The following is a 22,418-nucleotide window of genomic DNA, read 5'->3' as shown; positions in this document are numbered from 1 at the left end:
ACATGAGTATGAATTCATATTCACCGGCGTCGGTCGACCGGACTGATGAGGCGCTGTTGACCGTCGAGAACCTCCAGACGTCGTTTTTCACCGACAAGGAGACGATCCGGGCGGTTGACTCCATCAGCTTCGAGATCGACCGGGGTGAGACCGTTGGGATCGTCGGTGAGTCCGGTTCGGGAAAGAGCGTGACGGCCCGATCGATCATGGGTCTGATCGACGCTCCCGGTCGCGTGGTCGGGGGCAGCGTTCGGTTCAACGACCCGGGGACCGTCGAGCGCCTCGCACAACAGCATCCCGATCGAACGATCGACATCGATGCGCTTCGCACTGAACACGACGTCGCAGACTGCATCGAGCGGCTGCTCGAACAGGGGGTTGCTCCTTCGAGGATCACTGGCGGCGAACGGAGCGGATCCGACGTCGATCCGGTCGAACTCGCGCGTGAGGACATCGTCACGATGCGCGGGCTGGTCGAACGCCGGCTTACTGATGTACTCGGTATCACCGATGAGGACGCGTTCGTCGTGCGTGATACCGATAGTGGGTACGTCGATGCGACGCACGCCACCGAAGACGCGTTCCGGACGCTTCGAGGACGGGGGATCTCCATGATCTTCCAAGATCCGCTTACCTCTCTGAACCCGGTGTACACCGTCGGCAACCAGATCAAAGAAGCGATCCGTCTCCATCAGGGATCGCAGGGCGAGCAAGCCCACGAGGAAGCTATCAGACTCCTCGAATCCGTCTCGATTCCCGACGCTCACCGTCGGGTCGACGAGTATCCACACGAGTTCTCGGGTGGGATGCGCCAGCGTGCGGTCATCGCCATGGCGTTGGCGTGTAAACCCGAGTTGCTCATCTGTGACGAACCGACCACGGCGCTGGACGTGACGATTCAGGCTCAGATCCTCGAACTCCTGATGGAGATCCAAGAGGAGCGCGACCTGGCGATAATGTTCATTACCCACGATATGGGTGTGATCGCGGAGATCGCCGATCAAGTGAACGTGATGTATGCGGGTGAACTCGTCGAGAAAGCCCCTGTCAAGAAGTTGTTTGCCGCCCCGAAACATCCCTACACTCGGGGACTGCTCGAATCGATTCCCGGCCGACATCCCGAAGAGGATCGGCTCAGAACCATCGAGGGTGACGTTCCGACACCGAACGAACGACCGACGTACTGTCGGTTCGCACCCCGGTGTCCCGAGGCGTTCGATGCCTGTGAAGTCGTCCACCCCGAGAACGTCAACGTGGGCGATGAGGAACGTATCCACACCGCTGCGTGCCTGCTCTATCCAGAGGAACTATCCACAGAGGAGACTCTCGAACGGCACCGGTCTCTCGGAGAGATCGACGGAGGCGATCGACGATGAGCGAGGAGCTACTCACCGAATCACGACAGACGGCTACGACTGATCCGCTCGTTGACGTTAACGGGCTGAAAACGTACTACGATACTGGCGGGATACTCGGCTCTCAGCCCGTCAAAGCCGTGGACGGTGTCGACTTCTCGATCGCGCGCGGCGAGACGCTCGGGCTGGTCGGCGAGTCGGGCTGTGGAAAGACCACGCTCGGACGGACGCTCGTTCAACTCGAAACCGCCACCGAAGGCGAAGTGTTGTTCGATGGGCGTGACGTGACGACCCTTTCCGGTTCGGAACTGAAGAAGTGGCGGCGTGACGCCCAGATCGTGTTTCAAGACCCCGAATCTAGCCTCAACAGCCGAATGACGGTCGGGGAAATCATCCGTGAGCCGCTCGACGTACACGACTGGCCCAACTTCACTGTCGCCGTCGACGATCCCAAGGAACGGTCCGTGAGCCTGTCGGGCGACGGCACGCTCACAGACGACGATCAGGCCGATATCACCGTCACCGTCGGGGATGACGGTCCAACCGTGGCGACACGGGAGGCGATCCCGATGGACGAGTCCGCCGTAGACGTATCGACCACCGAACGCGAATCGTCCGTGACGGTGTCGCTGTCCATCTCTGTCTCTAGCGCCCGTCTTCGTCGTGCGCGCGTCAGAGAGTTGTTGGAAACAGTGGGACTACAAGAAGAGCACTACTATCGGTACCCCCACCAGTTTTCCGGCGGTCAACGACAACGCGTCGGTATCGCCCGTGCACTCGCGCTCGAACCGGAGTTCGTCGTTCTCGACGAACCGGTGAGTGCGCTCGATGTCTCGGTACAAGCGAAGGTGTTGAACCTACTCGAAGATCTCCAAGAACGGTTCGGACTGACGTACCTGTTCATCGCCCACGACCTTTCTGTCGTTCGCCACATCTGTGACCGAGTCGCCGTGATGTATCTCGGTCACATCATGGAGATCGGAGAGACTGAAGAACTGTTCCGGAATCCGAAAAACCCCTACACCTACTCGTTGTTGTCGGCGATACCAGAGCCGGATCCGACAGCGACCAGCGAGCGCGTCACACTCCGGGGGACGCCACCTAGTCCCCGAAATCCCCCATCGGGCTGTCCGTTCAGCACGCGGTGTCCGGTGAAGATCCGGCCGGACGGGTTCGAGGATGTCGACGAGCACGCCTGGGAGGGGATCGAACTCCTTCGCGACATCCTCCGCAATCGCGAGCAACGGAGCGTTGGAATTCGTGAGCGCGCAAAGCGCCTTCTGGGGCTGGAAACAGGCTTCGATGACATCGTTAGCGTCGTCGAAGAGGTGTTCACGCCCGAATCGAAAACACCGGAAACGGAGCAACCTGCCGCCGAGGAGATGAGCGACGAAGAACGGCTCGAAGCCGCGCTTTCCGACGTTCCGAGCAACGTCAGGACTCACATTGAAGCGGTGATCGAACTCATCGAAGCGGATGAAGAATCACAGGCACACCAGCTACTGGTAGAGGAGTTCGGATCGGTCTGTGGGCAAGAACCCCCAGAACACCACTCGGTGAGCGAGACGGGGCGAATGAGCTACTGTCATCGGCACTGCTCGGAGCATGAGGAGCCAGAGCCGGTGTTCGGACACCTCTTCGATCACGACTGATGGATCGACAGCCGTCGATCCGTGTTCGGCAGATGGTGGATGCGTTCGTGTACGCCGTCGCCGTCACGGTGATCGCCTTTGTCGGTGCAGCCATCAGCAGCTTCGTGTTCGGTTGGGGCTGGGTAGGTGTGAAGTTCGTCCTGTTCGTGCTCGGAATCGGGCTGTTCGGGATCGGTACGTTCGCCCTCCGGCCAACGCCTCCGTGGCGTGACGATTCCCGGCTACCGGAACCCGACAAACCGGTGTTGCAGGCGAGGCTTCAACGACTCCCGCCGCTCGATTCGTACGGACTGACGGCCGATGAACGATTTCCAACCGGAGCGAAACTGCTGCTGGCAAGCGTTTTCATCCTCGCGCTTTCGTTCGTGCTCGAAACCGTGTTCGGTGTCGCACGGTAAGCGCCGAACGAACGGCCCCGATCCACTACAACCGTCGAAAACGTCGGTTGTTGTGGTCCCTCCCGTCAAAAACAAGTGATACACGCACCTGCGCCGTGCGGTATGATAGTGCAGGTGCTGACTTTCTCATCGTGAACTGTGTGGTTATCATCGAACTCCGCATCGTATGCGTCCTTATTCACACCGGATTCTGTGTCAATCGCTACTGACATACCATAATGTCGCTATGTAATGTATTAAAAGTTACTACTAATTTTTATAAAAGACGTATGGACGAATATGCACTGCTACTAATACCCACTCTGAACACCATGCATAATACAATCGTCAGTGCCACACAAATCATACTATCTCAAGTTAGTGACGAACACTGTTTTTGGAGGTTGAAGTTTATCTTAATAGAATTGTATAGTGATGAATATTGCTCCAGCCTCCAAGGAAGAGAGAGTGAACTTTAATGTCTATGCGATCCAGCTGTCAGTATGACCGAATCCGGTGAAGATGGGGCTCACGCCGAACAAAGTGCAGCTACCACCGAAGAAGGGAAATCGGCGTGGCAAGCCACGATCGATGACATGAATGGGATGGCTGCCGAGCTCGAACAAGAAGGCTGGACGGCGACCGCGATCGCAGCCGACGATACTGCTCCGAATCCGCCGGAGGTGGGTGATACCGACCGATACGGCTTCATTCACGTGATCGCAGACAACGACGCCGAGGAGTTTTCCGAGACGTTCGAGCGCGGCCACGAGGAAGGTGGCGGCTTCCCGGAGTACGAAGTGTACCAATCCAAATCCGGCGGGCAGATCTTCCAGGTAACCGTCTTGTATGATGAGGCGACGGCCAACGTGATCCTCCTCGCTGGCAACTACGAACCGCAACACGCCCAAGACCTGATGCAGGCCGCAACCGAGCGCGAGGAGTTGTACACGCACGTCCAAACCCTCGATAAGACGGTGCTAGGAAGCTTCCGACACGAGGGATGGGAAATTTTCTTCCCAAACGTCGGTCAATGAGTCGGAGAGCGACACTCTACGGCGACACCGTTCCAAAGCGTCGGTAGTTTTATTCATAATGTGTGGTAAACACTGTCGCATCGATTACACACGTGTTCGATCCTCTGCTCGGAGAACCTGCTTTTGCGCCATCTGGTTCGACGGGTTTCGAACGGCATTCAGGGATGAGTGGATAACGCCAACGATTTAGCGAAAGTGTGTAAGGTCTTTGTAGTCCCGCGGCGACCAGTTCGATATGGACGTAACAGACGCGATGACACCGCGTGAAGAACTGGTTACGGTGTCGCTTCCAGGATCGCGCGATGCTGCGCTCGAACACCTCCGCAAGCGCGAGTTTTCATCCGTTGCGGTGGTCAAAGAGGAGAACGGTGACGAGGCGTTTCGCGGGTTGATCTCCCGTGAGGCACTGATCGAAAATCCCGACGAAGATCAGCTCGCGCTGTTGGTGGAGGAAGGCCCGACCACGTCGTCGGACGCGAGTTTGGAATCGTTGGCGGAGCTGATGATCGATACCGGTGCACGCCGTGTTCCGGTCGTCAACGGTGGCGGATTGAACGGCATCGTCACGATCACAGACGTCATCGGAGCCATTGCCGAAGGGGCTGCCGACGGTGAGCGTTCGGTTTCGGAGCTGGCGACGCGGTCGGTAAACGGGATTTACAGCGGATCACCGTTGCGCGTCGCAGAGCAAGAACTGCGGTACGCTGACACGCCGTACGCGGTCGTCATCGACGACGAGGCAGACCCCGTCGGCATTCTCACCGATGCGGATCTGATCGCAGTGGCCGAAATAGTCGAGGGTGAAGACGACACCGGTGGCGCAATGGCGGGCGACGACGACGAGTGGATGTGGGAAGGAATCAAGACGGTCGGTAACCGTTACTACCCAACTCGGAACGTGGAGTTTCCCGATGGCACGGTCGCCGATTACATGAGCGATGATCTCATCACGGTCTCGCGTACTCAGACCGCACGCGATGCCGCACAACTCATGGTCCGTCACGACATCGAACAGATCCCGCTGATGAGCGGCGGTGAACTACTCGGCATCGTCCAGGATATGGACCTCCTTCACGCAGTATGAGCGAACGACTTGTCGAACTCGCAAAGCGTCGAGGCTTTTTCTTCCCAGCGAGCGGCGCTTACGGCGGTACGGCCGGATTCTACGTGTACGGTCCTCAGGGGGCGGCGCTGAAGCGCAACCTGATCGAATCGTGGCGCGAACAGTTCCTCACGAGAGAAGGCCACATGGAAATCGACGCACCGACAGTCATGCCCGAAAGTGTCTTCGAAGCCTCTGGACACCTCGATACGTTCGACGACATGATCATCGAGTGCCCATCGTGTGGAGAGAGCCATCGCGCAGACCACCTCGTCGAAGACGAGACCGACATCGACGACGCCGAAGGCATGTCCCTTTCAGCTGTCGAAGAGCTCATCGCCGAGCGGGATCTCCACTGTCCGAACTGTGGAGAGTCACTCGCCGGCATCGAGGTGTCGGCGTTCAACCTGATGTTCGGGACGAACATCGGCCCCGGTTCCGCTTCGCCGGGCTATCTTCGGCCGGAAACAGCCCAAGGGATCTTCGTGGAATTTCCCCAACTGAAAGAGTACGCGCGCAATCAGCTTCCCTTTGGCGTGGGTCAGATCGGACGGGCGTACAGAAACGAGATCAGTCCACGGCGATCGATCGTTCGAGTGCGGGAGTTGACACAGGCCGAACTAGAGCATTTCATCGATCCAGAAACCGACGAGCCGCCGTTGGCGGGGGTCGCCGACGTGGAACTGCCGTTGTACTCCGCGGCAGCCCAAGCGGAAGACGGAGATGTCGAGATGATGACGGTCGCCACTGCGGTCGAGACGGGCATCGTCAACGACTGGATCGCGTACTATCTAGGCGTGGCGGCCGAGTGGTACGAGCGAGTTGGCGTCGACATGAGCCGGTTCCGGTACCGCCAACACCAGCCCGAGGAGCTCTCACACTACTCCTCGGACTGTTGGGACGCCGAAGTCGAGGTCGACGGCAACTGGATCGAACTTACCGGCTTTGCCTACCGGGGGTCGTACGACTTGTCCAAACACGACGAGTACGCCGACGAGGAGTTCACCGTGTTCAAACAGTACGATGAACCGATCACCGTCGAACGGCCGACTGTCGATCCGGACATGAGCGTGCTCGGGCCCGAGTTCGGCAGTGAGGCCAGCGACATCGCCGAGGAGCTACAGCGACTCGCCGAGACCGACCCCGACGCGTTCGAAGGCGAGACTGTGACCGTCACGGTCGACGGCGACGACCGTACGATCCCTATCGACGTGACAGGCTTTGCCGTCGAGGAGGTGACAGAATCCGGTGAGCACATCACACCTCACGTCATCGAGCCGTCGTTCGGTATCGATCGACTGATCTACACCGTGTTAGCACACGCCTACCGAGAGGATGAGATCGACGACGAGCCACGAACCTCACTCGCGCTACAGCCCGACATCGCACCGACGACAGTGGGTGTGTTCCCGTTGATGACAAAAGATGGGATGGCCGAGCGTGCCCAAGAGATCGTCGAGCGGCTCCGATCGGACGGATTCACTGTGAACTACGATGATTCGGGAGCGATCGGTCGGCGGTACCGCCGCCAGGACGAGATCGGTACGCCCTACTGCATCACTGTGGATTACGAATCACTCGAAGACGACACTGTTACCGTCCGCGAACGGGATTCGACCGAACAAGACCGGGTGGCTGTCGACGAACTGCGTTCCCACCTCAGATCACGCATCGTCACTTCATAGTAGATGCATCCCGAGATCCAACGACGGCTCGTGCACGCATCTGGCGTCGTGATTCCCTTTTCGTATCTGGGGGGACTCATCACGTGGGAGCACGTGCAAGTGCTGTTCGTCCTCTGTACGCTGTGTGCGTTCGTTCTCGAAGGACTCCGGCTGAGCGGACTCCTCCAGTGGCAGATCTTCGATACGCTCACTCGAGCGTACGAGCGTGATCACGTCGCAGCCTACGCGCTGTACATGATCGGCACCACCGTCGTCGTGCTGACCATCCGTCCGGAAGTGGCCATTCCGGCCCTCCTGTTGCTCATGATTGCCGATCCCGTGATCGGGGTGCTCGGCTCCGGAGGTGGGTTGACGATGAAACCATTCCGTGTGTTGGCAACGATGTTCGTCATCTGTACGCTCATCGCACTCCCGTTCGTGCATCCAGTTCCGGCGATTTGTGGGGCGTTCGCCGCGACCGTCGCCGACGGGGCAAAGCCGGTCATCGCTGGCTACGTGATCGATGACAACCTCACCATCCCGCCGGCTGCCGCGGTTTCGATCATTGCCGGTCAACAGCTCCTCGAAACGGTGCCATCAGTCGGTCTCTGAATATCGCTCACCTCTCAGGGGAACGCTTATGCGCCGGAGACGACAGCATTACGCTGATGGCGGCTGTTGATGAGGAATCCGATCTCGATCTCGATCATCCACTGTTGACGCCGGGTCTCCTCGAACGCCGAGAGTACCAACTGCAACTGGCCGACACGGCCCACACCCAGCACACGCTCGTCTGTCTTCCGACTGGACTGGGCAAGACGACTGTGAGCCTCCTCGTGACCGCGTATCGGCTGTCTGCGTTCGCCCGATCCGGAAATGACGATTCGGCGACGTCCAATCGGACACCCGTGTCGTTGCTGCTCGCACCGACGAAGCCGTTGGTCTCACAGCACGCGTCGTTTTATCGGGAGGCGCTCTCGATTCCCGAAGAGGAGATCGTCGTCTTCACAGGAGCAGTCGCGCCAGAGGATCGGATCGATCTCTGGGACCGAGCGCGTGTCGTGGTTGCGACGCCGCAAGTGATCGAAAACGATCTGATCGGCGATCGGATCGATCTCTCCGACGTTGTCCATCTCACCTTCGATGAGTGTCATCGCGCAACCGGCGATTACGCGTACAACTACATCGCCGAGCGATACCATGCGGACGCCACCGATCCGCTCGTGACGGGGATGAGTGCCTCCCCCGGCGGCGACAAAGAAGAGATCCTCACTGTCTGTTCGAACTTGGGTCTCACGACGGTTGAGGTGATGACTGAAGACGACGCGGACGTGGGCGCGTTCACTTATCAAACGGAAGTCGAGTGGGAACGGATCGAACTTCCCGAGGAGGTCGTCGAGATCCGCGATCTGCTGAACGGCGTCATCGAGGACCGACTCCAGCGACTACGATCTCTCGGGGTGACCGAAACGACCAGTCCGGAACTGGCCCAACGGGAACTCAACGAGATCCGAGCGAAACTCCAACGGCTCATCGATGCCGACAAATCCGAAGGCTACGAGGGAATGTCCGCTCACGCCGAGATCATGCGGCTCAGGCGGGCAGTCGAGCTGGTCGAAACGCAGAGTGTCGAGTCGCTGCGACGGTATTTCGATCGCCAGCGCAACGGAGCGCGTTCGTCCGGTGCTTCTAAAGCTGCACAGAGGTTCGTCAGCGATCCGGACGTGCAAGCTGCGATGAAACGCGCCGAATCCTACGACGACCTCCATCCGAAGTTTCGACGGGCGCGCATCCTGCTGGCGCAAACGCTCGGTATCGACGACGGCGAGCGGGTGATCGTTTTCACCGAATCACGCGACACCGCCGAAACGCTGACCGACTTCTTTTCTGAACATTTTGAAACCCAGAAATTCGTCGGCCAAAGCGACACCGATGGTTCTGACGGTATGACACAAACCGAACAGCAGGAAACGCTGGATGCGTTCCGAAACGGAGCGTTCGAGGTGCTCGTCTCTACGTCCGTCGCAGAGGAGGGGTTAGACGTCCCGGAAGTCGATCTCGTGTTGTTTTACGAACCAGTCCCCAAGGGGATCCGGTCCATCCAGCGTAAGGGTCGAACCGGCCGCGGGCGGGAAGGGCACGTGGTCGTTTTGTTGGCCGAAGACACGCGGGACGAAGCGTTTTTCTGGATCTCGAGACGCGAGGAAAAGCGGATGGAAGAGGAGCTTCGCTCGCTCAAAGACGTCGTCGGGGAGCTTCGAGACGAGCTCGGGACTCCCCCGACGGAACCGGAAGAGTCAGTGACCGAAACATCCGGACAGTCCGACCTGGAGTCGTTCACGATGGATGGAGGTGACGAATCCGAATCCACCACATCGAAAACCACATCCACACCGGACGACGATGCTGCATCGATTGTCAGTCCCACCGACGGGAGCACCGTCGAAATCGTGATCGACCAGCGAGAACTGGATGCAACGATCGCTCGGGACCTTTCGACCCGCGAAGGTCTCACAACCCGGCTCGAAACGCTCGATGTCGGTGATTACGTCCTGTCCGACCGCGTGGTGGTCGAGCGCAAGTCAGTGGACGATTTCCTCGATACGATCGTCGAAAGCGACCGGTCGCTGTTCGAGCAGATCCGGGACGCCGCTCGAAGCTACGCCAGACCGATCCTGATCCTCGAAGGCGAGCAAGGGGCGCTGTTCGAGCGGCGTAACGTTCACCCGAACGCGATCCGTGGCGCGCTGGCGTCGCTCGCCGTCGACTTCGGAATCAGCGTGTTGTACACCCGAGACGAAACGGGGACGGCTGATCTGTTGGAAACCATCGCACGACGCGAACAGGAGGACACCGACCGCACCGTGAGCGTACACGGCGAGAAAAGCACGAAAACACTTCCCGAACAACAGGAGTACGTCGTCAGCGCCATCGCAGAAGTCGGCCCCGTGACGGCCACGGCGCTACTCGAACAGTTCGGGAGCGTCGAAGCGGTGATGAGCGCGTCAGCCGAGGAGCTAACCTCCGTCTCGGGCGTCGGCGACGTGACCGCCGAGCGGATCAGAGAGGTCGTCGGAAGCGAGTACGCCTGATCGTCCTGTCTATGAGCCTCGGACCCCGAGGGTTTATTATGATATTGAACAATATGATGGTGTATGAGTGGGAATAACACGACGGCATCCGGAACGCGGTTCGCCGCGATCGATCTTTCGATCGACAAACAAGCGGTGGTAGTGGGCGCTGTACTCGGAATTCTCATCAACATGAGCGCGATGTTGGTACCGGTGCTCAACTACGTGGGTGGTGGCGTCGTCGCGGGCTTCGTCGCCGCGTACATGGTTGGTGGCCCACGCGGCTGGCTCCACGGCATTTTCGCGGGCATTTTCGCGGGAATCGCCGGTGGAGCGGTCGTCATGCTCACCGGTGTGTTGATGGGCCTGTACACCGAACCCCCGACGTTGCTTCAGGAACTGTTCGGTATTGTGAGCCCCGTATTCAACGGTGCGGGTCCTCTTGCCCCGCTGTACATCGGGCTGGGTATCGCGGCGTTCATCCTTGTCGACAGCATCATCGGCAGCGTGGTTGGCGGCCTGCTACGGACGCTCATCAACGTGGCGTTCAGGCGCTGAGCACTCGTTCGAACATCGATCCCACACCGTCGTTATTCCCTCATCATCGCACGTAATAAACGACCCTCTTATTCCCACAAGAAGTTTTTATGAGTGCAGGAACGGGCGAGAGTATGGAACGTACCATCCGTTCGTTGTTTGCGATCGAGACCGACATCGATATCGGGGATATCGAAGCCATCATTGGGGGGAGCCTGTTCGGCGCGCTGCAAGCGAACGTCATCCTTCACTTGGGGGATCTCGAAGCGCTCGAACTGCTCGGAGCGACCGTCGGAAGACCGACGCTACTGGCCGGTGCAGGGATGTTGTTCGTCTACAGCGTTCTGCTCGCATTTCCGTTTCTCGCGTTCATTTCGGGATCGATCAACGCGTTCGTCACTCGGATCATCATGCTGTCACGCAACAGTTCGCTGTTACAGAAAGTGCTCGTTCCGCTTCTCAACGTGTCCGCGCTCGGCGTGACGCTGTTCGCGCTCGGACAGATTTACGGACTCCTCGTCGGCATCGTCTTCTTCGGTGTGTTCGTCCAACTGTGGCTCGTCTTCATCGGCGGACCGAGCGCGCTACCAGCGCTGGGACTCGTTTCGCTGTTCGCGTGGATGACCTACGGCGGAATGATGGGTCTCGTGTACGGTCTCGCCATGGAACGGTGAGAATCGGTTCTGAACTACGATTCGTTTCGACGACCGTCTTCCCCGAGCAACGGGTCCTCAAGAGGATCTACGCGAAGACGCTGATCTATCACGAAATACAATGATCGATCATAGTATTAAATAGCCCAGTATGTCCGGGTAAAACGTCTAACTGAGTGACATAGAAACAACGGTCGGGTCGATGGATACGGAAGACAGTGGGTCATACGGGGATTCGATCGTTCGGGAAGCCGTCTGTAAACTGTCGTGTGTTCAGGAGAGATGAAGTAGCCGCTACGAGACGTGTTAGTTTCGGTGATTATATACGGCTTCCCCCCATCGACCGACCTTGCACGCACGACATTAACAACCATGTACAACAAGCGCACGTTTGGAAAGGGAATGGGTGTATCGATCGTAGTACTGGCAGTGATCGCGGTGCTCGTCATTTCTACGGGTTCGGCCTATGCCGTTCCACTCGCCGGTATCGGGGGATTCACGATTCAGGCAGACCAGCTCACCGCTGAGTCGGCGTACATCTACCCTGGAGTCGATGACACCAGTAATCAGGACGCCTATCCGATGGCGGTGATCGAACAGAAAGACGTCAAAATCGACGGGATGAAGCTCATGAAGTCGCTCGACGTGGATGCGGTGCCTGGTCTCAGCGGTAGCGCTCGGGTCGTGATGACCTCGAGTGACACCGTGACAGCAGATCAGCAGATGGTCAAAGTGAGTAACATCGAAGCCGACACCGCGGAGTTCAACCAGCAGGTCATTGACGAGTCCAACTCGAACAACCCATCGGACCAGTTCGGCATCTGGTCGGGTGATGCATCGCAGAATCAGGACAAGCTTCAGAACGGGAAGATCGTCGACATCAGCGACGACGGTCCGGCTCAAAAGCTAGAGGGCGCTAACATCAAGGCGCACTACCTCGCATCCAGTTCGATCAGCATTCCTGGGTTGAGCCTCGAGGTCCAGTACGACGAAGACGGTGACGGCCAGTACAACGAGTAGTTGGTAGGGCCTACCAACCTCTGTTAGAGAGATGGTATCCCAGCGACCATGACAAATGCAAACTATGGATTCATGAGCGACCGACGACAACAGTTCGAACAGTGGCGACAGCGTCGTCCGGTGCTCGGTGGCGTGTTCCTGCTTCTGGGGAGCGTGTTCATGTTCTATGTGCCGATGTTCATCGCAAAGGACACGATTTTCATTGGAGGCAACACGGTCGCCTACATCGGGCTAGTGAACGCTTCGTTTATCTTCTTGATCGGGGTATTTTCTTTGACGAGACCGGAATACTCGACGATACTCGGTTACGCCGGTGTCGTGTTTTCGTTTACTTCCTTGTTGGGGACTCTCGGGGGATTGCTCATTGGAATGATACTCTCGCTCATCGGATCGAATCTCTGTATTGCGTGGGATTCGGATCTGGTCGAAGAGAACAGTCCGTTTAGCTGGAACACCAGTGAGGACGCAGACTCAAACGACGAGGACTCGGAGGACATGGGTGTTTCCGGGCTTGTGAACAAGTGGCGATGAAAATGTCGATAGACAGGCTCAAACGACGAGTTCGATCGGTTGGAACGTTTCGTGCTGCGCTCGCGTGTGTGTTCTCGCTGTTGCTCGTCACGAGTGGGAGTCTCGTGTTCGTCACGTCGGCCCAAGAATCGCCCGATGGTGTCGATGATCGCGCGACGTTCACGGTTCGAACGGGTGCGATCCATCCGAATATAGCAGATGGAGGACAGATATGTGCCGAGAAGATCGAATCCGACGTGAACAAGGTCACAGTCTCTGATTCGACGTTGAAGGATGTTGATATTTATCTCGGGAAGGAGGGAAGCGTCGAGTCACATATCAGTTTCCCATCAGGAGACGTGAGCGGGGATCTCGTCTTGTACACGAACGGTGAGAACCCGCTGGTCAACACGCTGGCGACGCTCGGCATTTGTCTACCGCCTGGGGTTCCGAATCCGTTGCCGACGACGCTCAAAGCCTACTGGCTTGGCGTCGACAACTTAGAAACCGAGGGACTTTCGATTTCGTCCGGTGGTGAGCCACCGAGCGTCAATGGTCCGGAACTCTCGGAGGTCCTTTCGGAGACGAACACCTCCCGATCCGAACTCGGGATCAACAACTCTACTGAAACGAATGACACCAACGAGACGCTGACCAACACCACGAACACGACTAATGAGACGCTGACCAACGCCACGAACACGACTAATGAGACGCTGACCAACACCACGAACACCACCAATGAGACGCTGACCAACGCCACGAACACGACTAATGAGACACTGACCAACACCACGAACACCACCAATGAGACACTGACCAACACCACGAACACCACCAATGAGACGCTGACCAACACCACTGACGAGACCACGCCGGTAGAATCAGAGACCAGCGACACGACGGCGCCGACCACAACGGAATCGGACTCGTGGATTTTCAGTCAGGGAAACGAGGCTCGGACTGAGTCGACATCAAGCGTGGCTCGAACCACCAAGCACGACCGGACCGACCGGAACGTTACTGCGTCGGATGAGCCGGAAGCTGTGACAGAATCACCTTCCGTTCCGAACGGAACTCCCCTGCCGACGCCGACCGATGACGAGGAAGACGGAATACTGTCTGGAATTCTGGGACCGTTGTTCGGCTAACCGGCAACTGTATTCTACTCCGTTCACGGGCTCCTGAGAAAGCGTATGTGTGTTCGTGAGAATCCCTAGACGTACATAGGATCAATGACGGACAACATCACTGCTGAAACGATGGATATCGAGCGCGCCCAAGCGGTGGCGCGGCGCGTGATCGAAAACATAGAGCAGGTGATCGTCGGGCAACACGAAGCGGTAGAGCATCTCGTCACATCGGTGTTGGCGGGGGGAAACGTTCTACTCGAAGATATCCCGGGTGTGGGAAAGACGATGCTCGCCCGCTCGCTCGCCCGGTCGATCGATGGCCGGTTCAAACGGATCCAGTTCACGCCGGATCTCCTCCCGAGCGACATCACAGGTGCGAACGTGTTCAATCAGAAAACACAGGAGTTCGAGTTCCGCGATGGACCGATCTTTGCGAACGTGATTCTTGGCGACGAGATCAATCGCGCACCCCCCAAAACACAGACGGCGCTGTTGGAGGCGATGGATGAAGGGCAAGTCACTGTTGACGGCGAAACGCATCCGGTTCCGTCGCCCTTTACCGTCATCGCAACCCAGAACTCCGTCGAGGAAGACCGGACGTACTCGCTTCCGTTAGCCGAGATCGATCGCTTCATGAAACGTCTCCATCTGGGGTATCCCGACGAACAGGATGAGACCGAGCTGTTGGGACGGGTCACTGGCGAGCATCCGATCGAATCGTTGTCTGCAGTCGTCTCCATTGAGGACATACACACGGCCCAACTCGCTGTCTCGAACGTCCGAGTCGAGGACGCCATCCGGCAGTACGTCACCCGTCTCGCACGATACACGCGAGAGCATGCACAGTTGGGGGTGAGTCCACGGGGCGCGGTCGCACTCCTCCATGCGGCCCAAGCCCGAGCGGTGCTCGATCAACGGGAGTACGTGACACCCGAAGACGTCCAACAGGAAACACGGACAACGTTCACCCACCGGATTAGAACTACACCGGGTGATGATACATCTGCATCTATCGTCATGGGTGCGCTCGAATCTGTCGATATATGAATTTGACACGTCGTGGGGTTGTGGTCGTAGCCACTGCCATCGCCGGGGTGCTACTCGGGACATCGTTCGGTGCCCGTTCGCTCGATGTCGTCGTCGTCCCGGCGCTTGCCGTGCTCGCGTTTGCCATCGGTCAGGTCACACTGACCGATCGACCGGCGGTCGACCGGACGAGCACCGAGCCGGGAGTGGCAGGAGACACCCGCACGATCGGGCTTCGGATCGAGACGAACGTACGGGCGACGATCACGGACCGGATCGACGGTGTCAGTCCGGCAACCATCGAAGAGCACGTCAGCGACGACGGGGCGGTCGAGTACGACGTGACACTCACTCAGCGAGGCATCCACTCGGTCGGACCACTCTCGGTTACAGTGTGTGATCCGCTCGGGCTGGTCACCGAACGGTACCAGTACACCGATTTCGAACCGCTTCTCGTCTATCCGGATATCCGGCGGCTCACCGCGACGGAGATGTTCACTTCACTCACAGAGGCACACGGAGCGATCGAACGACAGGAGTTCCAGCGGCTTCGAGAGTACACGCCGGGTGAATCGCTTCGCAACGTCCATTGGAAGACGAGTGCCAAACAGCAACAGCTCTTCGTCATAGAGCACATGCGTAGCGGTGAGACCAGTGTTTCGGTCGTCGCTGAATCGATCGGAGGAGAGACCAACGCCGACGAGATGGCGCGTGCGGCCGCGAGCATCGTTTGTTTTCTGTTCGAACGCGGTATCAACGTGGAGCTGACGGTTCCTAACGGTCACCTCGAACGCACGGAGATCGACAGTCGACAGTCGGTCCTCGAATTTCTCGCAAGAGCCACACCGGGGCGTGTTCCGACTGCTCGCATCGAATCGGCCGACGTGTACGTACGCGGTGAGCGCGGCCGCGCGATCGTCGAGATCGAGGACAACCGAGTTTCGTTCGATCAGCTGACCGACCATGGACGACCCAAACGCCGACCGAACGAACCGGCGGTTCCCGCAGTGAACACGAAGCTGGAGGGGAACCCGTGACGACCGCTACTGACAGGCGCATCCGCGATCGGATACCGTGGCCGTGGCTGTGTTCGCTGGTCGCCCTGACGGTGTTGAGCGTTGCCTACCTCTGGGTGTTGTACCGTGCGGTCGATATCGATGGGGATCCAAACCTGTTTTTCCTGTTCGTCGGTGGAGCCGCCGTCGCCGGACTCCTCCTCGGTCGGTTTGCGGGGCCGGTGATCGCGTCTCTCTGTGTCGGTGTGCTCGTGGCCGGGGGAACCATGTTGTACGTGTCGACGATACCGAACGGCTATTCGATCATTATCTCGCTCGATGCACTCCGGACGGATATCGTGGCGTTGCTCACGGGACTGTCGATCTTCCAGATCATCAATGCGGGCGTTTGGGCGACAGCCGTCGCTCCCGTTCCGACGTTTCTCACGGCGTATTTCACCGCACGACACCGCTACAGCTGGGCAACATTCGTCGGCTGTCTGGCGCTTGGATTTTTGATACTCACCGGTGATGTGACCGCGACGATCGGTCTCATCGGTGTGCTCGGAGCGACAGCGGCGATCGGATTCGGGGACCTCGCGCGCCACAACACCGCTCTCTCCGGGGCAGACGCGCTCGTCATCGTACTTGCGGTGATCGTCGTACTCACGGCGTCTGTAAGCGTCGTTCCGGGCGGGGAAAGCAGTCCGATACTCGACAGATCGAACGGAGATCGGGCACAAACGGTCGAAGGCAGTCTCACCCGAGCTGGTTCACAGCTCTCGATCCAGGGATCGATCAGCCTTGATCCGGCAGTTCGGTTTTCGATCGAAAGCGATCAGAAGGCGTACTGGCGTGTCGGTGCTTACGACCGGTACACCGGCACAGGCTGGGTACGGACGGCCAACGACCGAGCGTACGAGGGGAAACTCTCGAAACCGCCGGGAACGACGGACGCTGTTCGCCAACGGGTTCGAGTCAAAGCCCCGATTTCGACCATGCCGGCGGCGTGGAAGCCGATCTCTGTTGAGAATCGATCGCCACGAGTGACGGGGTTCGATGGATTACAACCGTCCGAACGACTCGCTGCGGGCGATACATACACCGTTACCAGCGCCGTACTGCAGACCGATCCGGCGGCGCTTCGTAACGCGAGCAACGAATACCCCGGCGATATCCGACAACGGTACACGCAACTCCCCGACAGCACCCCAGACCAAGTCGACGCATACACTAGTACCGTAACTGAAAATGCCGACAACAGCTACGACACAGCCCGGGTCATTGAACATCACCTACAAGAGAATTGGAACTACTCGCTCAACGTACAACGCCCGGACGAACACGTCGCCAACTCGTTCCTGTTCGAGATGGAGCGGGGCTACTGCACCCACTTCGCCACGACGATGGTCACGATGTTACGTACCCAAGGGATTCCAGCCCGGCTCGCGGTCGGATACGCACCGGGCGAATCCGCCGACGGAAACAGGTGGACCGTCCGGGGGCTCGATTCACACGCATGGGTTGAGGTGTATTTCCCCGATCATGGGTGGGTACAGTTCGATCCGACGCCAGCTGCTCCACGCGAGCAAGCCGAACAAGACGCCGTCAATGCCGCGAATTCTGGGGACGTCGATGATGGGACACAGACGCCATCCCCAACCGACCAGCGAACCGACCGGAACCGAACGGCGTCGAATACGTCGTCCACACAGACGCCCGTGAACCGGTCTGACACGACAACGACGCCTGTGAACACCACCGATCAGGACACCCATCCGGATTCGGATCGCACCGACTCGATCAGTTCTGCAGACGATAACGGGATTTCACTTCCGACGTGGGAACAAACCGTGTTCGGAACGATCGTGGCACTCGGGGCCATTGCGACGATACGTCGGAACGACGTTACAGAGCGGGCGTATCGCGCAGTGTGGCTCCGTCGCCAACCACGCGCCGATCCCGAACGTGATATCGAACGTGCGTTCGATCGGCTGGAGTACCTCCTTGAGCACGAACACCGGCCACGACGATCCGGTGAGACTAGACGGCAGTACGTGCTTGAAGTGGGTGGACAGGATGATCGACGCGTGGCGGAAATCTACGAACAGGCCGTGTACGCCGGCGATCCATCACAATCCCTCGCTGACGAAGCAGTCGAGATCGTCAACCAACGAGTAAAAAAACATTCGATCGTATAACTATCACCCCCGTCAGGGGTGTATGAAGCCAAAATCGGGATGAACGGTCGACAGTGTTTAATAGGCCCATCGAGTAGTCCCGTTTGTAATGTCGGAAGTCTGCTCGACGTGTGGATTGCCCCAGGAACTCTGCGTCTGTGAAGACGTCGCCAAAGAGTCCCAGGAGATCACGATCCACATCGACGAGCGCCGATACGGAAAAGAGGTAACGGTCATCGAAGGGTTCGATCCGCGGGATGTTGACATGGATTCGCTATCGTCGGACCTCAAGTCGAAGTTCGCATGTGGCGGGACGGTTGAGGACGGATCAATCGAACTCCAAGGAAACCATAGCGGTCGAGTTGAGGACTTCCTCCGTAAACAGGGATTCAACGTGGCCTAGCGTACTCTCTTCTGTAACGTCGTTTCGAGAGCAGTCGATTCAAAACGGGGCGTTTGCCTCGTCGTCGATGCTTTCGGTGAGCGCGTACTCCCATCCGTCGAGTCCACCGGCGAGACTCTCGACGGTCGTGTCGCTCACCCCTTCGTAGGATGCGATGAGCCGTGCGGCTTGTATCGACGATTTTCCGAGTGGACAGACCGTGACGATCCGGGTTTCGCTGTCGAGTTCCTCAACACGCTGTGGTAGTTCTTCGAACGGAATATTGTCGCTCCCCGGGATGTGACCGCGTTCGAACGCAGCCGGGGGACGGATATCAACGATCTGAACGTCGTCATCGGCTTCGAGTACCGACTTCAGTTCCTCTGCGGTGATCTCCGCGTCCATATCCCGATTAATCCGCCGAAAACTGATATACTGTGGGTTACGTGCCCGCGCCGATGACACCTCCGTAAAAATACGACGAGTGACCGAGCCCCCGGTGCTGTCGGGCAGAACCGTCACAGCAGTCCATCCTGATCGGCCAACAACAGTCCTTCGAGCGTCGCATCGGTGGTAGGATCGGTTCGTGCCACTGTTAGCGCATCGTCGACGGAAACGCGTTTGACCGTGATGAACTCGTTGGCGTCGAGATCACGATCTGCTGGCTCGAGATCGGTTGCGAAGACGTACCCCCGGCGGTGGGTGAGGAGCCCGGTTGCGATCCACACTTCTTCGAGGAAAACGATCTCGTTGGGATCGGTCCCTGTCTCCTCACGGAGTTCGCGTCGACCTGCGGTTTCATACACGGCGGGCGGAACGTCTGCGGTGGGTGAGAGACCCCCCGGCGTGTCGACGGGCTCGCCTGCTTCGGGATGATCCTCAACATCTACGATGCCAGCGGGCAACTCGAGACAGAGCCGTTCGATCGGTGGGCGGTACTGTTCGACCATCACCAGTTCCGATTCGTCTCGAGCGACGACGACGACGGCAGGCGGCAGCGCTGCCCAGTAGTAGCTCTTTTCGGTACCATCGGGCTGTTCAAGGCGATCGTACCCGCCGGTGTACCACCCTGTTTCGTATTCGGTGACCGATTCGATCCGCCGCCAGCCGTCGGGGAGTGAAGGCTCTGTTTCACGCATCGTTTCTCAGAAGCTCTCGATAATGACGACCGAACGCTTGGCGTCGGAGCGTTCCGATCGCAGCCGTTTCTTCCGACTGGAACGTCGCTCCGACGACGGTCTCAGCGAACGCGACGGGATGCCAGACGACGTGATCGACCGATTCGCTGCCTGCGAGTTCTATCTCGTACGTTCGTTCCTCACACCAATCGTCGAACTCCTCGCGCGTCCCGACAGTGACCTCGAGCAACGATGCAAACAGCGCATCATGCGCTGTCATCACGACGGACGTGGTAACGCGCTCGTCGTACTCCTCGCGGTCGAACGCCATCGACTTCGCAACTTCTCGAACGACGGTTTGAGACGCCGGACCCAACTCCTCGTACCGTTGACGGGCGGCCCCAGCCGTCGATGGAGCAAACAGTCCCTCCGAATGCATACTACGGGGTAGTTGGGACGAACGGTTAATACACCACTTGTTTGGTTCGACGGGCAGAGCAGGCCAAGAGCCTTGGAGTTTCGCACATTGCTCCGAAAATCGCTGAATACGGGAAATCAGGGATTTCCCGTGATGGGTCCCCGAGACGGCTCCTCGTTTTGTGCGAACTGTTCACTCCTCTTCATCGTTCAATCTCGCTTCCGTCAGCCGGCGGGCCTCTTCTAATACGGCTTGTGCATCTCCATCTAGGGCAGGCGAGTCGATTCGTTGGCGGTGCTGTCCCTGAGTGGGTTCGACTTCATCATCGAACAACGCGCCCGATCGTTCGTGGTCGTGCTCGTGGTGCCCGCCTTCAGTCGTCGTATCCTCGAACACCTGCGGAAAGTCGGCGGTTGCTGCCTGTTCGATGAGCACCTCGGCTAACTCGGCTTCGCCCATCTCCGACCACTCGGGAACCGTTTTGTCGAGCCACGCCTCGTGGTCGTCCTCGTGAACCAACGCGGTGAACGCCATGTGATTCGCTAGATGTCCGCCGTCGGACTGTGGTATTCCACAGACGGGACACTCATAGCCCATACAGACGATTATCCGCGCTGGCCAGAAAGCAGTTGTGAGACGACGGTCGCAAGCACGCCTCGGATAACACGGTCCATATTACATTGTGTCGTACCAGCGTGGTACGAGCAGTTGTGTTAATATAGCATATATGGATTAATATTATATTGATCCGCGTACTACCCACGACAATGACTGCGATGAGCGGTCCGAGAGGACAGTGGCTAACGACTGACGTGGTTCCTGCGGACAATAAGGGTGTCTAACAGTGGCAACAGGTGCATCCGTCACGCGAGAACGATCCGAGCAAACGGAATCGGAATCGGCGCTAATGACGGCTCGACGGCAGCTCGAACGAGCAGGAACGCTGTTAGAGATCGATCCCAACGTGGTCGAACGGCTCAAATATCCCCAACGGGTCGAACGGGTTTCAGTCCCGCTCGAACGCGACGACGGGACTGTCGAGGTCTTTACCGGCTACCGCGCCCAACACGATTCGGTCCGTGGTCCGTTCAAAGGCGGTCTCCGATACCATCCTGATGTGACCGAAGAGGAGTGTATCGGGCTTGCGATGTGGATGACGTGGAAATGTGCCGTGATGGATCTTCCCTTCGGTGGTGCGAAAGGCGGTGTCGTCGTCGATCCGAACTCATTGTCTGATGGGGAAAAAGAGCGTCTGACCCGCCGGTTCACACAGGAGCTTCGGGATGTGATCGGGCCGATGCAAGACATTCCGGCACCGGATATGGGGACCGACGCCGAAACGATGGGGTGGCTCATGGACGCGTATTCGATGCAAGAAGACGAAACCACCCCGGGTGTCGTCACGGGAAAACCCCCGGTCATCGGCGGCTCCTACGGGCGTGAAACAGCCCCCGGACGAAGCGTTGCCCTCATCACCCGCGAGGCGTGTGAGTACTACGATCGATCGCTTTCGGAGACGACGGTAGCCGTGCAGGGCTTTGGTAGCGTCGGCGGAAACGCCGCTGTGCTCCTCGATGAGTGGGGGGCGAACGTCGTCGCTGTCAGCGACGTCAACGGGGCAGTGTACGACCCCGACGGGTTGGATCCGAAAGCGATCCAAGCACACGGCGATGATCCGACGGCCGTGATGGGGGTGTCCAGTGCCCAGCAGCTTTCGAACGAGGAACTGCTCACGCTGGACGTGGACGTTCTCATTCCGGCCGCGATCGGTAATGTACTGACCGAGGCGAACGCCAACGATGTCAACGCCTCGATGATCGTTGAAGGCGCAAACGGCCCGACGACCTCGACGGCAGACGTGATCTTCGAGCGTCGGGGGATCCCCGTCATTCCCGACATCCTCGCCAACGCTGGCGGCGTCACCGTCTCGTACTTCGAATGGCTCCAGGACATCAACCGACAGGGATGGTCGCTCGAACGCGTCAACGAGACGCTTGAGTCCGAAATGCTGTCCGCGTGGGACAACGTCACGGAAACCTACGAACTCGATGAGGACATCTCTTGGCGCGATGCAACCTACGTCGTGGGCCTCCAACGCATCGTCGAAGCACACGAATACCGTGGGCTGTGGCCGTGAGATGATGAAGACGAGGGTCTCGGAACTCGCACATCGCTCTGTAAGTTGCTG

At 58.5% G+C, this 22,418-nt stretch carries 22 protein-coding genes; 18 read left to right on the top strand and 4 right to left on the bottom strand.

The window, feature by feature from the left end:
• Positions 1–2: 2 nt before the first annotated feature.
• The 17 genes from MW046_RS04020 to yciH all read left to right on the top strand — a co-directional run bounded on the left by MW046_RS04020 (position 3) and on the right by yciH (position 18,715).
• Complete coding sequence (locus MW046_RS04020; RefSeq protein ID WP_247994283.1) at positions 3–1,376, top strand: oligopeptide/dipeptide ABC transporter ATP-binding protein; 1,374 nt, start codon at positions 3–5, stop codon at positions 1,374–1,376.
• The gene (locus MW046_RS04015) at positions 1,373–3,007 is read left to right on the top strand and encodes an ABC transporter ATP-binding protein (RefSeq protein WP_247994282.1); all 1,635 of its coding nucleotides are present in this window, start codon (positions 1,373–1,375) and stop codon (positions 3,005–3,007) included. Before MW046_RS04020 ends, MW046_RS04015 begins: the two co-directional genes overlap by 4 nt.
• Positions 3,007–3,405, top strand: a complete 399-nt coding sequence (locus MW046_RS04010; RefSeq protein ID WP_247994281.1) for a DUF7555 family protein — start codon at positions 3,007–3,009, stop codon at positions 3,403–3,405. The genes MW046_RS04015 and MW046_RS04010 overlap by 1 nt, the downstream gene beginning before the upstream one ends.
• 482 nt (positions 3,406–3,887) lie before the next feature.
• Complete coding sequence (locus MW046_RS04005) at positions 3,888–4,421, top strand: DUF7529 family protein (protein ID WP_247994280.1); 534 nt, start codon at positions 3,888–3,890, stop codon at positions 4,419–4,421.
• A gap of 235 nt (positions 4,422–4,656) precedes the next feature.
• The gene (locus tag MW046_RS04000) at positions 4,657–5,505 is read left to right on the top strand and encodes a CBS domain-containing protein (protein ID WP_247994279.1); all 849 of its coding nucleotides are present in this window, start codon (positions 4,657–4,659) and stop codon (positions 5,503–5,505) included.
• Complete coding sequence (gene glyS, locus MW046_RS03995) at positions 5,502–7,208, top strand: glycine--tRNA ligase (protein ID WP_247994278.1); 1,707 nt, start codon at positions 5,502–5,504, stop codon at positions 7,206–7,208. Before MW046_RS04000 ends, glyS begins: the two co-directional genes overlap by 4 nt.
• Before the next feature lie 3 nt (positions 7,209–7,211).
• Positions 7,212–7,799 carry a diacylglycerol/polyprenol kinase family protein gene (locus MW046_RS03990; protein ID WP_247994277.1) on the top strand — a complete coding sequence of 196 codons (588 nt, stop codon included), beginning with the start codon at positions 7,212–7,214 and terminating at the stop codon, positions 7,797–7,799.
• 56 nt (positions 7,800–7,855) lie between these two features.
• Positions 7,856–10,279, top strand: a complete 2,424-nt coding sequence (locus tag MW046_RS03985; protein ID WP_247994276.1) for a DEAD/DEAH box helicase — start codon at positions 7,856–7,858, stop codon at positions 10,277–10,279.
• A 63-nt stretch (positions 10,280–10,342) separates the two neighbouring features.
• Positions 10,343–10,816, top strand: coding sequence for a hypothetical protein (locus MW046_RS03980; RefSeq protein ID WP_247994275.1), 474 nt, complete (start codon positions 10,343–10,345; stop codon positions 10,814–10,816).
• A gap of 113 nt (positions 10,817–10,929) precedes the next feature.
• Positions 10,930–11,469 carry a hypothetical protein gene (locus MW046_RS03975; RefSeq protein ID WP_247994274.1) on the top strand — a complete coding sequence of 180 codons (540 nt, stop codon included), beginning with the start codon at positions 10,930–10,932 and terminating at the stop codon, positions 11,467–11,469.
• 351 nt (positions 11,470–11,820) lie between these two features.
• A complete protein-coding gene (locus MW046_RS03970; protein ID WP_247994273.1) occupies positions 11,821–12,468 on the top strand; it encodes a DUF6230 family protein in 648 nt (215 codons plus the stop codon).
• Positions 12,469–12,516: 48 nt separating this feature from the next.
• Positions 12,517–12,999 (top strand): DUF6114 domain-containing protein, encoded by a 483-nt coding sequence (locus tag MW046_RS03965; protein ID WP_247994272.1) that lies wholly within the window; start codon positions 12,517–12,519, stop codon positions 12,997–12,999.
• Positions 12,996–14,129 (top strand): hypothetical protein, encoded by a 1,134-nt coding sequence (locus MW046_RS03960; RefSeq protein WP_247994271.1) that lies wholly within the window; start codon positions 12,996–12,998, stop codon positions 14,127–14,129. The genes MW046_RS03965 and MW046_RS03960 overlap by 4 nt, the downstream gene beginning before the upstream one ends.
• Positions 14,130–14,213: 84 nt before the next feature.
• A complete protein-coding gene (locus MW046_RS03955; protein ID WP_247994270.1) occupies positions 14,214–15,158 on the top strand; it encodes an AAA family ATPase in 945 nt (314 codons plus the stop codon).
• Positions 15,155–16,174 carry a DUF58 domain-containing protein gene (locus MW046_RS03950; RefSeq protein ID WP_247994269.1) on the top strand — a complete coding sequence of 340 codons (1,020 nt, stop codon included), beginning with the start codon at positions 15,155–15,157 and terminating at the stop codon, positions 16,172–16,174. Before MW046_RS03955 ends, MW046_RS03950 begins: the two co-directional genes overlap by 4 nt.
• The gene (locus tag MW046_RS03945) at positions 16,171–18,333 is read left to right on the top strand and encodes a transglutaminase TgpA family protein (protein ID WP_247994268.1); all 2,163 of its coding nucleotides are present in this window, start codon (positions 16,171–16,173) and stop codon (positions 18,331–18,333) included. The genes MW046_RS03950 and MW046_RS03945 overlap by 4 nt, the downstream gene beginning before the upstream one ends.
• 88 nt (positions 18,334–18,421) lie before the next feature.
• Positions 18,422–18,715: a stress response translation initiation inhibitor YciH gene (gene yciH / locus MW046_RS03940; RefSeq protein ID WP_247994267.1), complete on the top strand. Its 294-nt coding sequence runs from the start codon at positions 18,422–18,424 to the stop codon at positions 18,713–18,715.
• A 39-nt stretch (positions 18,716–18,754) separates the two neighbouring features.
• Here yciH and MW046_RS03935 read toward each other — a convergent pair whose 3' ends face one another.
• The 4 genes from MW046_RS03935 to MW046_RS03920 form a co-directional block, all read right to left on the bottom strand.
• Positions 18,755–19,099, bottom strand: coding sequence for a rhodanese-like domain-containing protein (locus MW046_RS03935; RefSeq protein WP_247994266.1), 345 nt, complete (start codon positions 19,097–19,099; stop codon positions 18,755–18,757).
• A gap of 113 nt (positions 19,100–19,212) precedes the next feature.
• Positions 19,213–19,833, bottom strand: coding sequence for an NUDIX hydrolase (locus MW046_RS03930; protein WP_247994265.1), 621 nt, complete (start codon positions 19,831–19,833; stop codon positions 19,213–19,215).
• Positions 19,826–20,251: a DUF5809 family protein gene (locus MW046_RS03925; RefSeq protein WP_247994264.1), complete on the bottom strand. Its 426-nt coding sequence runs from the start codon at positions 20,249–20,251 to the stop codon at positions 19,826–19,828. The genes MW046_RS03930 and MW046_RS03925 overlap by 8 nt, the downstream gene beginning before the upstream one ends.
• Before the next feature lie 171 nt (positions 20,252–20,422).
• A complete protein-coding gene (locus MW046_RS03920) occupies positions 20,423–20,827 on the bottom strand; it encodes a DUF5810 domain-containing protein (protein WP_247994263.1) in 405 nt (134 codons plus the stop codon).
• Between the two features lie 310 nt (positions 20,828–21,137).
• On the opposite strand from MW046_RS03920, the gene gdhB reads away from it, so the two are divergent.
• Entirely contained in the window at positions 21,138–22,367 is a 1,230-nt protein-coding gene (gene gdhB, locus MW046_RS03915; RefSeq protein ID WP_247994802.1) for a glutamate dehydrogenase GdhB, read from the top strand.
• The last annotated feature ends 51 nt before the right edge of the window (positions 22,368–22,418 follow it).

The organism is Halocatena salina, from assembly GCF_023115355.1.
GTDB lineage: Archaea > Halobacteriota > Halobacteria > Halobacteriales > Haloarculaceae > Halocatena > Halocatena salina.
This window is presented reverse-complemented; position numbering and strand designations above follow the sequence as displayed.

Coding starts and splice junctions, on each gene's coding strand:
- MW046_RS04005 (WP_247994280.1), top strand. CDS start 3,888: ATGACCGAATCCGGTGAAGATGGGGCTCACGCCGAACAAAGTGCAGCT.
- MW046_RS03970 (WP_247994273.1), top strand. CDS start 11,821: ATGTACAACAAGCGCACGTTTGGAAAGGGAATGGGTGTATCGATCGTA.
- MW046_RS03950 (WP_247994269.1), top strand. CDS start 15,155: ATGAATTTGACACGTCGTGGGGTTGTGGTCGTAGCCACTGCCATCGCC.
- glyS (WP_247994278.1), top strand. CDS start 5,502: ATGAGCGAACGACTTGTCGAACTCGCAAAGCGTCGAGGCTTTTTCTTC.
- MW046_RS03955 (WP_247994270.1), top strand. CDS start 14,214: ATGACGGACAACATCACTGCTGAAACGATGGATATCGAGCGCGCCCAA.
- MW046_RS04000 (WP_247994279.1), top strand. CDS start 4,657: ATGGACGTAACAGACGCGATGACACCGCGTGAAGAACTGGTTACGGTG.
- MW046_RS03965 (WP_247994272.1), top strand. CDS start 12,517: ATGACAAATGCAAACTATGGATTCATGAGCGACCGACGACAACAGTTC.
- MW046_RS03935 (WP_247994266.1), bottom strand. CDS start 19,099: ATGGACGCGGAGATCACCGCAGAGGAACTGAAGTCGGTACTCGAAGCC.
- gdhB (WP_247994802.1), top strand. CDS start 21,138: ATGACGGCTCGACGGCAGCTCGAACGAGCAGGAACGCTGTTAGAGATC.
- yciH (WP_247994267.1), top strand. CDS start 18,422: ATGTCGGAAGTCTGCTCGACGTGTGGATTGCCCCAGGAACTCTGCGTC.
- MW046_RS04015 (WP_247994282.1), top strand. CDS start 1,373: ATGAGCGAGGAGCTACTCACCGAATCACGACAGACGGCTACGACTGAT.
- MW046_RS04020 (WP_247994283.1), top strand. CDS start 3: ATGAGTATGAATTCATATTCACCGGCGTCGGTCGACCGGACTGATGAG.
- MW046_RS03930 (WP_247994265.1), bottom strand. CDS start 19,833: ATGCGTGAAACAGAGCCTTCACTCCCCGACGGCTGGCGGCGGATCGAA.
- MW046_RS03975 (WP_247994274.1), top strand. CDS start 10,930: ATGGAACGTACCATCCGTTCGTTGTTTGCGATCGAGACCGACATCGAT.
- MW046_RS03960 (WP_247994271.1), top strand. CDS start 12,996: ATGAAAATGTCGATAGACAGGCTCAAACGACGAGTTCGATCGGTTGGA.
- MW046_RS03920 (WP_247994263.1), bottom strand. CDS start 20,827: ATGGGCTATGAGTGTCCCGTCTGTGGAATACCACAGTCCGACGGCGGA.
- MW046_RS04010 (WP_247994281.1), top strand. CDS start 3,007: ATGGATCGACAGCCGTCGATCCGTGTTCGGCAGATGGTGGATGCGTTC.
- MW046_RS03985 (WP_247994276.1), top strand. CDS start 7,856: ATGGCGGCTGTTGATGAGGAATCCGATCTCGATCTCGATCATCCACTG.
- MW046_RS03925 (WP_247994264.1), bottom strand. CDS start 20,251: ATGCATTCGGAGGGACTGTTTGCTCCATCGACGGCTGGGGCCGCCCGT.
- MW046_RS03980 (WP_247994275.1), top strand. CDS start 10,343: ATGAGTGGGAATAACACGACGGCATCCGGAACGCGGTTCGCCGCGATC.
- MW046_RS03990 (WP_247994277.1), top strand. CDS start 7,212: ATGCATCCCGAGATCCAACGACGGCTCGTGCACGCATCTGGCGTCGTG.